The sequence below is a fragment of the Paraburkholderia sp. UCT70 genome (assembly GCF_050434085.1).
Classification (GTDB): domain Bacteria; phylum Pseudomonadota; class Gammaproteobacteria; order Burkholderiales; family Burkholderiaceae; genus Paraburkholderia; species Paraburkholderia tuberum.
Genome location: NZ_JBNPVZ010000004.1, coordinates 2,632,760 through 2,645,915 on the forward strand (window position 1 = coordinate 2,632,760; position 13,156 = coordinate 2,645,915).

13 protein-coding genes and 1 riboswitch are annotated in these 13,156 nt (G+C 66.3%); of the genes, 8 read left to right on the forward strand and 5 right to left on the reverse strand.

Annotated elements, in window-relative coordinates:
• The first annotated feature begins 48 nt into the window (after positions 1 to 48).
• Positions 49 to 735: an HAD family hydrolase gene (locus OKW41_RS37800; RefSeq protein WP_429575698.1), complete on the forward strand. Its 687-nt coding sequence runs from the start codon at positions 49 to 51 to the stop codon at positions 733 to 735.
• Positions 736 to 828: 93 nt separating this feature from the next.
• Here OKW41_RS37800 and ribB read toward each other — a convergent pair whose 3' ends face one another.
• From ribB to OKW41_RS37820, 4 genes are all read right to left on the reverse strand, one after another.
• Positions 829 to 1,548 (reverse strand): 3,4-dihydroxy-2-butanone-4-phosphate synthase, encoded by a 720-nt coding sequence (gene ribB / locus OKW41_RS37805; RefSeq protein WP_176078967.1) that lies wholly within the window; start codon positions 1,546 to 1,548, stop codon positions 829 to 831.
• Between the two features lie 147 nt (positions 1,549 to 1,695).
• Positions 1,696 to 1,879: riboswitch (FMN riboswitch) on the reverse strand.
• Positions 1,880 to 2,017: 138 nt separating this feature from the next.
• On the reverse strand, positions 2,018 to 2,725 hold the full coding sequence (locus OKW41_RS37810; protein ID WP_429575699.1) for a helix-turn-helix domain-containing protein: 708 nt from the start codon (positions 2,723 to 2,725) through the stop codon (positions 2,018 to 2,020).
• A 130-nt stretch (positions 2,726 to 2,855) separates the two neighbouring features.
• Positions 2,856 to 4,022: an MFS transporter gene (locus OKW41_RS37815; RefSeq protein ID WP_429575700.1), complete on the reverse strand. Its 1,167-nt coding sequence runs from the start codon at positions 4,020 to 4,022 to the stop codon at positions 2,856 to 2,858.
• Between the two features lie 26 nt (positions 4,023 to 4,048).
• A complete protein-coding gene (locus tag OKW41_RS37820) occupies positions 4,049 to 4,456 on the reverse strand; it encodes a VOC family protein (RefSeq protein ID WP_429451659.1) in 408 nt (135 codons plus the stop codon).
• 110 nt (positions 4,457 to 4,566) lie between these two features.
• Between OKW41_RS37820 and OKW41_RS37825 the strand changes: the two genes are divergently transcribed.
• From OKW41_RS37825 to lnt, 7 genes are all read left to right on the forward strand, one after another.
• On the forward strand, positions 4,567 to 5,532 hold the full coding sequence (locus OKW41_RS37825; RefSeq protein WP_429451660.1) for a LysR family transcriptional regulator: 966 nt from the start codon (positions 4,567 to 4,569) through the stop codon (positions 5,530 to 5,532).
• A 132-nt stretch (positions 5,533 to 5,664) separates the two neighbouring features.
• Entirely contained in the window at positions 5,665 to 7,050 is a 1,386-nt protein-coding gene (gene miaB, locus OKW41_RS37830; protein WP_429575701.1) for a tRNA (N6-isopentenyl adenosine(37)-C2)-methylthiotransferase MiaB, read from the forward strand.
• A gap of 43 nt (positions 7,051 to 7,093) precedes the next feature.
• Positions 7,094 to 8,176, forward strand: a complete 1,083-nt coding sequence (locus tag OKW41_RS37835) for a PhoH family protein (protein WP_429451663.1) — start codon at positions 7,094 to 7,096, stop codon at positions 8,174 to 8,176.
• A gap of 86 nt (positions 8,177 to 8,262) precedes the next feature.
• Positions 8,263 to 8,724 (forward strand): rRNA maturation RNase YbeY, encoded by a 462-nt coding sequence (gene ybeY / locus OKW41_RS37840; protein ID WP_018421765.1) that lies wholly within the window; start codon positions 8,263 to 8,265, stop codon positions 8,722 to 8,724.
• 41 nt (positions 8,725 to 8,765) lie between these two features.
• Positions 8,766 to 9,425: a gamma-glutamylcyclotransferase gene (locus OKW41_RS37845; protein ID WP_429451665.1), complete on the forward strand. Its 660-nt coding sequence runs from the start codon at positions 8,766 to 8,768 to the stop codon at positions 9,423 to 9,425.
• A 219-nt stretch (positions 9,426 to 9,644) separates the two neighbouring features.
• The gene (locus tag OKW41_RS37850; protein WP_090801803.1) at positions 9,645 to 10,550 is read left to right on the forward strand and encodes an HlyC/CorC family transporter; all 906 of its coding nucleotides are present in this window, start codon (positions 9,645 to 9,647) and stop codon (positions 10,548 to 10,550) included.
• 118 nt (positions 10,551 to 10,668) lie between these two features.
• Positions 10,669 to 12,426, forward strand: coding sequence for an apolipoprotein N-acyltransferase (gene lnt / locus OKW41_RS37855; RefSeq protein ID WP_429575702.1), 1,758 nt, complete (start codon positions 10,669 to 10,671; stop codon positions 12,424 to 12,426).
• A gap of 82 nt (positions 12,427 to 12,508) precedes the next feature.
• Here lnt and OKW41_RS37860 read toward each other — a convergent pair whose 3' ends face one another.
• Positions 12,509 to 13,123: a glutathione S-transferase C-terminal domain-containing protein gene (locus OKW41_RS37860; RefSeq protein WP_429451669.1), complete on the reverse strand. Its 615-nt coding sequence runs from the start codon at positions 13,121 to 13,123 to the stop codon at positions 12,509 to 12,511.
• Positions 13,124 to 13,156 lie beyond the last annotated feature (33 nt).

A 13,156-nucleotide genomic window follows, 5' to 3' on the forward strand; every position in this document is an offset into this window, starting at 1 on the left:
GGCCCGCAACCCGCCGCCCGCGCGCTTTGCGCTTACCGTTTTTCAGGCATGATCGACCACCTCATCTGTGACTGCGACGGCGTGCTCGTCGACAGTGAAGTCATCGCCGATCGCGTGATGTTCGACACGCTGACGGCCACCTTCCGCGGCATCGATTTCGCCCCCGTCGTCAAAACCGCGTTCGGCCAGCAAACCTCGCGCTTTCTCGCCGGCCTCGAAACGCGGTTCGACATCACGCTGCCTGTGAACTTCCTCGACACGATCGAGCACCACGTCGAGCTCGCGCTCGCCGCGTCGCTCGGTCCGATCCACGGCGTGCGCGACGCGCTGCAACGCGTGACGCTGCCGGCTGCGGTCGTGTCGAACAGCCGTATGTCGCGCGTCGCCGCATCGGTACGGCGCGCGGGTCTGCAGCAGATTTTCGGCGAGCGCGTGTTCAGCGCCGAGCAGGTCGCGCGGCCGAAGCCGTATCCGGACGTCTATCTGTTTGCGGCCACGACGCTTGGCGTCGTGCCGGCGCGTTGCCTCGTCGTCGAGGACAGCGTCGCGGGTTTGAATGCGGCGCGCGCGGCCGGCATGAAGACGATCGCGTTCGTCGGCGCGAGCCATATTCCGGAAGGCTACGCGGATGCGCTGCGCGCGATGGGTATCACGCGAATCATCAAGCATATGGATGAACTGCCGGCGCTCATCGAGGCGGGCGTGCGCGGCGAATTCGGCGTGGTGCAGTCGTAGCGGTTTTGCGCAACGCCGATAAAAAGCCGGTTCTTCGGAAGAAGAACCGGCTTTTTGCGTCATGGCATCGCGTGCCGCTCGATGGATGGCCCGTCAAGCCTCGGCCATCGCGCCCTCGCGCACCTGCGCGAGCGACTCGCGAAACTCGACCAGCTCGGCGATCGTCAGCATCGGCAGATCATGTTGCGCGGCGAAGCGCTCGACGTCCGCGCCGCGCGTCATCGTGCCGTCGGCGTTCATCAGTTCGCACAGCACGCCGGCCGGCTTCAGGCCCGCGAGAATCGCCAGATCGACGGTGCCTTCGGTGTGGCCGCGCCGCGCCAGCACGCCGCCCGGCATCGCGCGCAGCGGGAACACGTGGCCGGGGCGCACGATGTCGGCGGGTTTGGCCGTATCGGCGATCGCGGCGCGGATCGTGGTCACGCGATCCTGCGCGGACACGCCGGTGCTGACGCCTTCGCGCGCTTCGATCGACACCGTGAACGCGGTGCCGTGGCGGCTTTCGTTGTTGACGGCCATCGGCGGCAGTTCGAGCGCGCGGATCTTGTCGTCGGGCAGGCACAGGCAGACGATGCCGCTGCATTCCCGGATCAGCAGCGCCATCGTTTCGACCGACAGGCGCTCGGCCGCGACGATCAGATCGGCTTCGTTCTCGCGGTCGTGGTCGTCCTGCAGCACCACGGCGCGGCCCTCGCGCAGCGCCTGCAAGGCGGCGGCGATACGCGGCGGAACGGCTTCGGTGGCAAGCAGCGGGAGATCGGCGAAAGCATCGTCTGCAATCGTCGACGGAGCGGGAAAAGTAGCAAAGGACATGGTTGAAACGCTCATCGCAAAAGTTGGGCGAGAGACGTTTCAGGGCATTGCAAACAGACTGACACGCGCCGCCCAGGCGCCGCGCGAAAGCGGACGCTGATACGCCACCCGGCTACAGGCGGCGTCGCGGAACGCACATGACCATCTGCACATCTTCTTCCATCCGGACTATGACCGTCGGCTCTGGCTTCTGACCAGATCTGCTGACCCCGCTCCTGTCTCCGCTATTCCGAAGGCCAAGCGATGCGGGCGCTCGCGGGCTTGCCGGCTCGCGCTGTCGCGCTGCCGGCCCACCGCCGGTGGGGAATTTCACCCCGCCCTGAAGACGCACTGATTGCCGGTTCGACCGGCGGGCGAAGCATACAACAGTCGCGCGAGCGCTGCAGCGCGACGAACAAAGATCCTACTCACTGCATTGGACCTGCATCGACGCCCTGACCCGCGCTTGAACCTCGGACGCCGTCGATTCTCAACCCGGCACACCTTCGCGTGCGGCTTCGTCGCGTGCGCCGCCCGCGGCCGGCACTTCCCAGCGCGGCGGCGTCTCAGCCCGCAGCGTCACGCGAAACGCGCGCGCCTCGGTGTCGCCGGGATTGCGCAGGCTGTGCGGCTGGTCGGCGTCGAACACGATCGCGTCGCCGGTCGCGAGCAGTTGACGCTGGTCGTGCACGCTGACTTCGAGCGTACCGTCGCTGACCACCAGATTCACCGTCGTGCCAGGCGCGCGGCGCACGCCCGCTTCGGTATGTAGCGGGGCGATCCGCAGTTCGTGAAACTCGGCGGCGATCGACTCGTCGTCGGGACACAGCGGCCGCGCAGAGTAGCGACCGTTCGCGCTGACCACGCGGGCCGAGCGCTCGGCCGGCAGATGCTCGAAGCCATTGGTCGCGTGACGCCGCAGGAACGCCGCCACCGACACCTTCAGTGCCGCCGCCACCTTGCACAGCACCTTGATCGACGGCACGCTGCGCGCCGATTCGATCTGCGCGAGCATGGCGCGCGATACGCCTGACGCGCGCGCCAGCGCATCGAGCGAAAGCTGCCGTTCGGCGCGCAGCCGCGCCAGATTCACGCCGACCAGCTGTTCGAGCGCATCGAAGGGTTCGGCGGAGCGCGGCGCCGCGTCGGTGTCGGCATCGGCAGACGGATCGCGGACCAGCGCGAGCGGGGAATGCATATTGGCCTCCAGAGCGCCGCCAGGTGGCGCAAGAGCAGTAAGTGGAAGCAAGATAGCATCGGCTTTCGCCGCACCCAACGAAGTTATCTTCACACTGTTATCAGCATTGCGGAGGCAAGCAACTGACGACTCACGCGCTTTGCGCGAGCGCGCGCGCCGGCGCATCCATGCGCGCCGCGAACCACGTCAGCAGCAGCGCGGCGACGCTGACCGCGGTCGCGACCCACGGCAAGGTATCGAGCGCGTGACCGTGATTGATCACGAGACCGCCGAGCCAAGCACCCGCCGCATTGCCGACGTTGAACGCACCGATGTTCAGTGTCGACGCGAGATTCGGCGCGGCGGCGGCCTTCTCGACCACGCGCATCTGCAACGGCGGCACCGTCGCGAACGCCGCGATGCCCCACACGAACACCGTGATCGCGGCAGCCGCTTGCGAATGGCTGGTGCGCGCGAAGATCGCCATCACGACCGCGAGCGCGGCGAGAATGCCCATCAGCGACGGCATCAGCGCGCGGTCCGCAAGCTTGCCGCCGACCATGTTGCCGACCGTCAGGCCCACGCCGAACAGCACGAGGATCAGCGTCACGCCGCGCGGCGAAAAACCGCTCACCTGCTCGAGGATCGGCGCGATATAGGTGAACACGACGAACACGCCCCCGAAGCCGAGCACCGTCATCGCGAGGGCGCTCCACACTTGCGGGTCTTGCAGCACGCGCACTTCGTGGGCGAGGCCGGCGGGGCCGGTGTCGTGGCGGTTCGGCACCAGCGCGCTGATGCCCGCGAGCGACAGCACGCCGAAGCCGCTGACGATCCAGAACGCCGCGCGCCAGCCGAACTGCTGGCCGATGAAGGTGCCGAACGGCACGCCGAGCACGTTCGCGAGCGTTAGGCCCGTGAACATCAGCGCGATCGCGCTCGCGCGCTTTTCGGCCGGCACGAGCGAGGCCGCGACCACCGCGCCGATGCCGAAGAACGAGCCGTGCGCGAACGAGGTCACGACGCGCGCGATCATCAGCACCGAATAGCCCGGCGCCACCGCGCACAACACATTGCCGACGATGAACACGCCCATCAGCAGCTGCAGCGCGAACTTGCGCGACATCCTGCTCGTGACTACCGCGAGCAGTGGCGCGCCGACCGCGACGCCGAGCGCATAGCCGCTGACGAGCAGGCCCGCGGACGGGATCGACACGGCCAGATCGCGCGCCACTTCGGGCAACAGGCCCATGATGACGAATTCGGTCGTACCGATGGCGAATGCGCTAATCGCGAGCGCGAGTAATGGAATGGGCATTTTTCCGCTCCGGGAATGAGGTGGGATCAGGGTTTGGGTTGAAAGAGCTGGCGCGCCGCCGTCACGAATTCGATGACGACGCCCGGCGCGAGCGCGACGAACAGCTGCTGCTGCTCCGGTTGCACGGCGCTCGCCGGCACCTGCGCGGTTTGATAGCCGATGTCGTGCGCGTCGAGCCGCTCGAGCAACGCTTGCCATTCGCCGGCGCTATCGAGCCGAAAGGCGTTGTGATCGATGCGCGGCATGACGCGGCCCGCCGCGCCGGAAGCCGGCGCGGCGATCAGATGCACTACCGGGCGGCCGCTTGCGTTCAGCCAGTAGCCGTCGACGGAAAACGGCGGGCGCGCGCCTTCGATGAGCCCGACGATGTCGACGAAGAAACGTCGGGCGGAATCGAGGTCGGCGGTGACGATGGTCGCGTGATCGAGTTGCATGACGAAGGACAGCAGCGGAGGTGTCGACGGCTGCATTGTCGCGGCGCGACGCAAATTTGATAATTGGCGTAGCGTTTGAAGCATTTTCAAATTCTGCTTGAAAGCCAGCGATGGATAACCTCGGCGACATCCGCCTCTTCGTCGAAGCGGCGCAGCAAGGCAGCCTGTCGAAGGCGGGCCGCAAGATGGGCCTGACACCCGCCGCGGCGAGCGCGCGGCTCGCGAAACTGGAAGCGAGGCTCAAAGCGCGCCTGTTCGAGCGCACCACGCGGCAGCTACGGCTCACCGACGAAGGCCGCCTCTACCTGAACTGCTGCCGCCAGGCGCTGCAATCGCTGGACGACGCCGAAGCCGCGCTGCAAGCGGGCCAGGGCGTCGTGCGCGGCAAGGTGCGGGTGTCGGCGACCTCGGACTTCGGCCGCAACCTGCTGATGCACTGGCTCGACGAATTCAACGCGCTGTACCCGGACGTGACGTTCGCGTTGACGCTGTCGGATGCGCTGGCCAATCTCGTGCAGGAGGACATCGATCTGGCGATCCGCTTCGGCGTGCCACAGGACAGCTCGCTGGTCGCGCGCCGGCTCGCGCCGAACCGGCGGGTGCTGTGCGCATCACCGGAATACGTCGGGCGTCGCGGCGAGCCGAAGGACCCGCTCGACCTCGCCAATTTCGACTGCATCGTGCTCGGCACCGCATCGGGGCCGGCCAGCGAATGGCGCTTCACGCGCGGTGACGAGGTGCAGCACTACAGCGTGCCGTTCGAAGCGGCGCGCGAAACCAACGACGGCGCGGTCGCGCGCGAATGGGCGCTGCGCGGCTACGGTATCGCGATCAAATCGATGTGGGACGTGGAAGCGGACCTGCGCGCCGGCCGCCTGAAGATCCTGCTGCCGGAATGGCGCTACCCCGATGCGCCGCTGCACGCGCTGTATCACCGCAATCGCTTCATGGCGCCGCGCGTGCGCGTGCTGCTCGATTTCCTCGCCGAGCGCTTCGCGCAGGTGTCGGATGAACTGGAAAGCCTGCTGGGACTGCCGCCGGACCGGCCAATGAGCGCCGAAACCCCCGTTGCGTGAAGGGCTATAATATGCAGTTACGCTGCAAAGACACGCGCAAGCCGGCCATCACGCGCCGCGCTGCCCCGCGCCGCGGCCTCCTTCACCTTTTTACGACGCCCCCAGGTTAACCACTGAGACCGGCGAAATTCGATGACCAAGAAAGTTTATGTAAAGACCTTTGGCTGCCAGATGAACGAGTACGACTCCGACAAGATGGTCGACGTGCTCGGTGCCGCTGAAGGGCTCGTCAAGACCGACACGCCGGAAGACGCCGACGTGATCCTGTTCAATACCTGCTCGGTGCGCGAAAAAGCGCAGGAAAAAGTCTTCTCCGACCTCGGCCGCGTACGCGAGCTGAAGGACGCGAATCCGAATCTGATCATTGGCGTGGGTGGCTGCGTCGCGAGTCAGGAAGGCGCATCGATCGTCGCGCGCGCGCCGTACGTCGATATCGTGTTCGGTCCGCAAACGCTGCACCGCCTGCCGCAGATGATCGACGAACGCCGCGCGAGCGGCCGCGCGCAGGTCGACATTTCGTTTCCCGAAATCGAGAAATTCGATCACCTGCCGCCGGCGCGCGTCGAAGGTCCGAGCGCGTTCGTGTCGATCATGGAAGGCTGCAGCAAGTACTGCAGCTACTGCGTCGTGCCGTACACGCGCGGCGAGGAAGTGTCGCGTCCGCTCGACGACGTGCTGACCGAAATCGCCGGCCTCGCCGACCAGGGCGTGCGCGAAGTCACGCTGCTCGGCCAGAACGTGAACGCTTATCGTGGAAAATTCGGCGGCGCGCTGACCGTGGGTTCGACCGAGATCGCCGACTTCGCGACGCTGATCGAATACGTCGCGGACATCCCCGGCATCGAACGGATCCGCTACACGACGTCGCATCCGAAGGAGTTCACGCAGCGCCTGATCGACACCTACGCGAAGGTGCCGAAGCTCGTCAGCCACCTGCATCTGCCGGTGCAGCACGGCTCCGACCGCATCCTGATGGCGATGAAGCGCGGCTACACCGTGCTCGAGTACAAGTCGGTGATCCGCAAGCTGCGCGCGATTCGCCCGGACCTGTCGCTGTCGACGGACATGATCGTCGGATTCCCCGGCGAGACCGAGGAAGACTTCGCGAAGATGATGACGCTCGTCGAAGAGATGAAGTACGACACGAGCTTCTCGTTCATCTACAGCCCGCGTCCCGGTACACCGGCCGCGAACCTGCACGACGACACGCCGCGCGAGGTTAAGCTCAAGCGCCTGCAACATCTGCAGGCCACGATCGAAGAGAACGTGCGGCGCATCAGCGACGCGATGGTCGGCAAGGTCGAACGCATTCTGGTCGAGCGCCCTGCGCGCAAGGACCCAAACGAGCTCGCGGGCCGCACCGAGAACAACCGCGTCGTCAATTTCCCGGCGCCGGTCGCGTCGCATGCACGGCTGATCGGTCGGATGGTCGACGTGAAGATCGTGCACGCGTATCCGCACTCGCTGCGTGGTGAACTCGTGATGGTTCACGACGACAGCGCCGCGACGACGCATTGAACGACATTCTGAGTACCGCAACCGACAGGATCGACTCACCGCCTTGAAGACCACTCAGCAGCCTCTGGAATTCACCGCACCGCGCGAAGATAATGCGCGGCTCGCCAACCTCTGCGGACCGCTCGACGAAAATCTGCGGCAGATCGAGCAGGCCCTCGACGTGACCCTGCAGCGCCGCGGCCACCGCATCGCGATCCGCGGGCGCGGCGCGAAACTCGCGCTCACCGCGCTCGAAAACTTCTACAACAACGCGCGCGAGCCTTTGTCGGTCGACGACATCCAGCTTGCGCTCGTCGAAGCGCGTAATCCGGTGCGTCATCGTTCGAATGGCAACGGCAATGGCAATGGCGACACCGTCGACGCGCACTTCGCCGGCAATCCCGACCACCCGTTCGACCAGCCCGCCGACGCCACTGCGAGCGAGGACGACTTCGAGGAATACGGCCCGAAGCTGTACACGCGACGCGCGGATCTGCGCGGCCGCACGCCGGCGCAGCGCGAGTACCTGAAGCAGATCGTGTCGCACGACGTCACGTTCGGCGTCGGCCCCGCCGGCACCGGCAAGACCTATCTCGCGGTGGCCTGCGCGGTCGACGCGCTCGAGCGCGACCAGGTCAAGCGTATCGTGCTGACGCGCCCGGCCGTCGAGGCGGGCGAGCGGCTCGGCTTTTTGCCGGGCGATCTCGCGCAGAAAGTCGATCCGTATCTGCGCCCGCTCTACGACGCGCTGTACGACCTGCTCGGCTTCGACAAAACCGCGAAGATGTTCGAGCGGCAGATGATTGAAATCGCGCCGCTCGCATACATGCGCGGCCGCACGCTGAATCACGCGTTCATCATCCTCGACGAGGCGCAGAACACCACGCCCGAGCAGATGAAGATGTTCCTCACGAGAATCGGCTTCGGCTCGAAGGCGGTCGTCACCGGCGACACGACCCAGGTCGACCTGCCGCGCGGCCAGAAGAGCGGGCTGATCGAAGCGCAGCAGGTGCTCGCGAACGTGCGCGGCATCGCGCTCACGCGTTTCACGAGCGCGGACGTGGTGCGGCATCCGCTGGTCGCGCGAATTGTGGAGGCGTACGATGCGCATGCGCAGAAGTCGCCGGCCGCGGTCGATCCGCGCTAAAGCGATGCGCTTCGCAGCGCGAGGCCCGCGTCGCCTCGCCGCAAAAAAAAAACGACTGAGCCAGGAATGCCACGCATAGAAACCGCATGAGCCGCACCCCGAAACTGACGTTGAGCCTGCAATTCCCCGCCGCCAAAGCCTGGCCGGAACACAAGGCGCTGCTGCCGCGCGCGACGGTGGCCGGCTGGATCAAGGCGGCGCTGTTCGCGGACGGCGAACTGACGGTTCGGTTCGTCGACGCCGAAGAAGGCCGCACGCTGAATCGCACCTATCGCGGCAAGGATTACGCGACCAACGTGCTGACCTTCGCCTATGCCGAATCGGAAGATGATCCGGTCACGGGCGATCTGATTCTGTGCTGCCCGGTGGTCGAGAAGGAAGCCGCCGAGCAGGGCAAGCCGCTCGCCGCGCATTACGCGCACCTGCTCGTGCACGGCACGCTGCATGCACAGGGCTACGACCACGAGGTCGAAGAAGAAGCCGAGGAAATGGAGGCGATCGAAACCGAAATCCTCGGCAAGCTCGGCTTTCCGGACCCTTACCAATAGGCGTTCCGCCCCTCCTCGACGCCAGCCCGCCCGAACCCACCGTGAGCACTCCGTCCCCCGAAGCCGATATCCCCGTGCGCTGTCCGGACTACCCGCCGGTGCTCGGCGACTCGCGGCTCCTGACGGACGATGAACTGCGCGCGTCGCTCGAATCCACGTTGCGCGGCTGGGACCGCCAAAGCGATCTGTGGCTGTTCGGCTATGGCTCGCTGATCTGGAACCCGGGCCTGCCGGCCGTCGAGGCGATGCGCTCGAAGGTGCACGGCTATCACCGCGGCCTCTATCTGTGGTCGCGAGTCAATCGCGGCACGCCAGAGCAGCCCGGCCTCGTGCTCGCGCTCGATCGCGGCGGCTCGTGCACCGGCATGGCCTTCCGGCTCGCGGCCGATGGCTCGAGGCCGCATCTCGAAGCACTGTGGCGCCGCGAAATGCCGATGGGCTCGTACCGTCCCGCGTGGCTGCCGTGCGTGCTCGCGGACGGCCGGCGCGTCGACGCGCTCGCATTCGTGATGCGCCGCGACGTGCCGAGCTACACCGGCAAGTTGCGCGACGACATCATCCAGACCGTGCTGGGCTGCGCGAGCGGCCGCTACGGCACGACCTTCGATTACGTGAGCCGCACCGTGCACGCGCTGCGCGAAAGCGGCATGCCGGACCGCGCGCTCGAAGCGCTGCTCGCGCGCTGCAAGCCGGCCGGGTGACCGCGGCATCTCGGCGAAAACCCCACCCGCGACTTTTTTGCCAGCGAGCGCTTTTGCCCGCGTAATCGGTTAGGATGATTCCACACTCCGCCGTCGCGGCGGGGCCGTTTCACCCTGGCTTCGCTCATCGCCGGGCCCGGCGGGACACGGTTCCGCCATGCGCCTGGTGTATCCTTAACGCACTGCAACAGCGCGCCCAGTCTCGCCGGGCGCACTACCATGAACGACACGTATCCCAGTCGACGCCATACCGGACGTCAACTCGACAAACCGCAGGAAAAGCGCACGCTGCTCGAGCGCCTGACCGACTTCATCTCGCCCGAGCCCGACTCGCGCGCCGAACTTCTGGAAATTCTGCAGGACGCGCACGAACGCAACCTGATCGACGCCGACTCGCTGTCGATGATCGAAGGCGTGTTCCAGGTGTCGGAACTGAGCGCACGCGACATCATGGTGCCGCGCGCGCAAATGGACGCGATCAACATCGCGGACAATCCCGCTGAATTCATCCCCTACGTGCTGGACAAGGCGCATTCGCGCTATCCGGTCTACGAGGGCAATCGCGACAACATCATCGGCGTGCTGCTCGCGAAAGATCTGCTGCGCTACTACGCCGAAGAAGAGTTCGACGTGCGCGGCATGCTGCGCCCTGCCGTGTTCATCCCCGAGTCGAAGCGGCTGAACGTGCTGCTGCACGACTTTCGCGTGAACCGCAACCACCTCGCGGTGGTCGTCGACGAGTACGGCGGCGTCGCGGGCCTGATCACGATCGAAGACGTACTGGAGCAGATCGTCGGCGACATCGAGGACGAATACGATTTCGACGAGGAGAGCGGCAACATCATCGCTTCGCCGGACGGACGCTTCCGCGTGCGCGCGCTGACCGAGATCGAGCAGTTCAACGACACCTTCGGCACGCATTATTCGGACGACGAAGTCGACACGATCGGCGGGCTGGTCACGCATCACTTCGGCCGGGTGCCGCATCGGGGCGAGAAAGTCCGCCTCGACGACCTGATCTTCGAGATCCTGCGCGGCGACGCCCGCCAGATCCACATGCTGCTGGTGCGCCGCGACCCGCTCGCGGGCGAGCGCGAGCGCGAGTCACAGCACGCGCAGACCTGAGCCGGCGGCTCGGGCCGATGCACGGCCTGAGCGCCCGCGCGCTTTCATTTCTGGCGCATTTGCCAACTCGTTTGCCTACTGAGTTGCCCTTTCAACTACCGACGCCGACCGCGCAACAATGGCCGACCCGATCACTTCCCGTTCGCACCGCGGCGTGAGCGCCCCCGCCCCCGCTCCCACCGAAGACGGCACGCGCAGCCGCGCGCTGCCGCGCTGGCACTACCTCGTCGCACTGGCCGCTGGCGCGGCCAATACGCTGTCGTTCGCGCCGACGCCGCATGGCGGCTGGCTGCAACTCGCGATCTTCGTGTTCTTCTTCGCGTGGCTCACGCGCAGCACCGGCTGGAAAAGCGCCGCGCTGACGGGCGGCGCGTTCGGCTTCGGCAACTTCGTGAGCGGGGTCTGGTGGCTGTATGTGAGCATGCACTACTACGGCGGCATGCCGGCGCCGCTCGCCGGCACGGCGCTCGTGCTGTTCTCGCTGTATCTCGCGGTCTATCCGGCGCTCGCCGCGGGGGTGTGGTCGTTCTGCGCGGGCCATGCGCGCAACGGCGCGGCCGACGAGCGCGCGCCATTCTCGCCGACCTGGCACGGCGCGCTCGCCTTTGCAAGCGCGTGGGCGATCGGCGAATGGCTGCGCGGCACGGTGTTCACCGGCTTTCCGTGGCTCGCCACCGGTTATGCGCAAGTCGACGGCCCGTTGGCGGGGTTTGCGCCGGTGGTCGGCGTATATGGCGTCGGTTGGATGGTTGCGCTGACGGCCGCGTTGATCGTGCAGGCGTTGCTGGCGCTGCTGCCGTCGTGGCGCTCCGGGCGTGCGAATGAATCGCTCGAGCCGAACGCCAGCGCCGCTGATGACGCCGGCGGTCGCGCCGCGCGGGGCCGCGGCACGCGCGTCGCCCCCATCGTCGTGCCTGCTGGCGTCGCGCTCGCGCTGCTCGTGATCGGCCTGCTGCTGCCGCTCGTGCAGTGGACCACGCCCGCCAACGCGGCGCTGTCGGTGCGGCTGTTGCAAGGCAACGTGAAGCAGGAGATGAAGTTCGAGGAAGCCGGCTTGCGCGCGGCGGTCGACGAGTATCAGCAGATGATCACGTCGAAGCCGGCCGATCTGATCGTCACGCCGGAAACCGCGATCCCCGTGCTCGCGCAGCAGCTTCCGCCGAACTTCGCGGCCGCGATCCGCCAGTTCACGGATTCGACCGGCAGCGCGCTGCTGTTCGGCGCGATCGGCGGCACGATCACGCCGGACGGCCGGGTGGTCGACTACACCAACAGCCTGTTCGGCGTCACGCCCGGCTCGCACGAGATTTATCGCTACGACAAGCACCATCTGGTACCGTTCGGCGAATTCGTGCCGTGGGGCTTCCGCTGGTTCGTGAACCTGATGAACATTCCGCTCGGCGATTTCTTCCGCGGCCCGCCGGTACAAAAGCCGTTCATGGTGCATAACCAGCCGGTCGCGGTGAACATCTGCTACGAGGACATCTTCGGCGAGGAGATCGCGCGCACGCTGCGCGAGAATGCGACGCCCGCCGGCGTGCTGATCAACTCGACCAATCTCGCGTGGTTCGGCGACACGATCGCGCTCGACCAGCATCTGCAGATCGCGCGCATGCGCTCGCTCGAAACCGGCCGGCCGATGCTGCGCGCAACCAACACCGGCATGACCGCCGCGATCGACGCGAACGGCCGCGTGATCGGGCGCCTGACGCCCTACACGGTCGGTTCGCTCGACGTGAGCGTGCAAGGCACCTCAGGCAACACGCCTTACGTGACGAGCGGCAACAACACGGTGCTCGCGGTGTCGGCGCTGCTGCTCGCGTTCGGTTTCGCGTTCGGACCGGGGCTCGCGCGGCGACGCAACGGCAAGCGGTAACGCCGACGTCAAAGGCACGACACCCGCAAAAAAAATGCGCCTGACATGCAGGCGCATTTTTTTCAAGCTCGTTCGAGCTTCATCAATCCTTCGGCACCGTATCGATGAACGACTGCCGCAGCGACAGCTTCTGGAAGTGCTTGTCCAGATTCGGATGCGATTCGCGCCAGTTCAGGTCCGGCATACGGAAGTCCAGATAGCCGAGCGCGCAGCCCACCGCGATGTCGGCCAGCGTGTAGTGATTGCTCGCGCACCACGGCTTGCTGCCGAGCCCTTGGGACATCGCGATCAGCGCTTCGTCGATCTTGCGCTGCTGCCGCGCGAGCCACGCGTCCACGCGCTGCTCGGGCGCGCGCTGCGTGCCTTCGAGACGGATCAGCACGGCCGCGTCGAGCATGCCGTCGGCGAGCGCTTCCCAGCAGCGCACTGCGACGCGCTCGCGCCCCGACGGCGGAATCAGCTTGCCGACCGGCGACAGCGTATCGACGTACTCGCAGATCACGCGTGAATCGAACACGGCCTCGCCGTCTTCCATCACGAGGCACGGCACCTTGCCGAGCGGATTGAAGGTGTGAATTCGGGTATCCGGCGCCCAGACGTTCTCGGGCACCAGTTCGTAGTCGATCTTCTTATCGGCGAGCACGATGCGTGCTTTGCGCACGAACGGGCTGCCGAACGAACCGATGAGTTTCATCATGACCTTCTGCCTTTTTCTGAATCCGGCGAAAGT

Bases quoted from the DNA above. Each gene is read 5' to 3' on its own strand.
- OKW41_RS37800 (WP_429575698.1), top strand. From the start codon at position 49: ATGATCGACCACCTCATCTGTGACTGCGACGGCGTGCTCGTCGACAGT.
- ribB (WP_176078967.1), bottom strand. From the start codon at position 1,548: ATGTCCTTTGCTACTTTTCCCGCTCCGTCGACGATTGCAGACGATGCT.
- OKW41_RS37810 (WP_429575699.1), bottom strand. From the start codon at position 2,725: ATGCATTCCCCGCTCGCGCTGGTCCGCGATCCGTCTGCCGATGCCGAC.
- OKW41_RS37815 (WP_429575700.1), bottom strand. From the start codon at position 4,022: ATGCCCATTCCATTACTCGCGCTCGCGATTAGCGCATTCGCCATCGGT.
- OKW41_RS37820 (WP_429451659.1), bottom strand. From the start codon at position 4,456: ATGCAACTCGATCACGCGACCATCGTCACCGCCGACCTCGATTCCGCC.
- OKW41_RS37825 (WP_429451660.1), top strand. From the start codon at position 4,567: ATGGATAACCTCGGCGACATCCGCCTCTTCGTCGAAGCGGCGCAGCAA.
- miaB (WP_429575701.1), top strand. From the start codon at position 5,665: ATGACCAAGAAAGTTTATGTAAAGACCTTTGGCTGCCAGATGAACGAG.
- ybeY (WP_018421765.1), top strand. From the start codon at position 8,263: ATGAGCCGCACCCCGAAACTGACGTTGAGCCTGCAATTCCCCGCCGCC.
- OKW41_RS37850 (WP_090801803.1), top strand. From the start codon at position 9,645: ATGAACGACACGTATCCCAGTCGACGCCATACCGGACGTCAACTCGAC.
- lnt (WP_429575702.1), top strand. From the start codon at position 10,669: ATGGCCGACCCGATCACTTCCCGTTCGCACCGCGGCGTGAGCGCCCCC.
- OKW41_RS37860 (WP_429451669.1), bottom strand. From the start codon at position 13,123: ATGATGAAACTCATCGGTTCGTTCGGCAGCCCGTTCGTGCGCAAAGCA.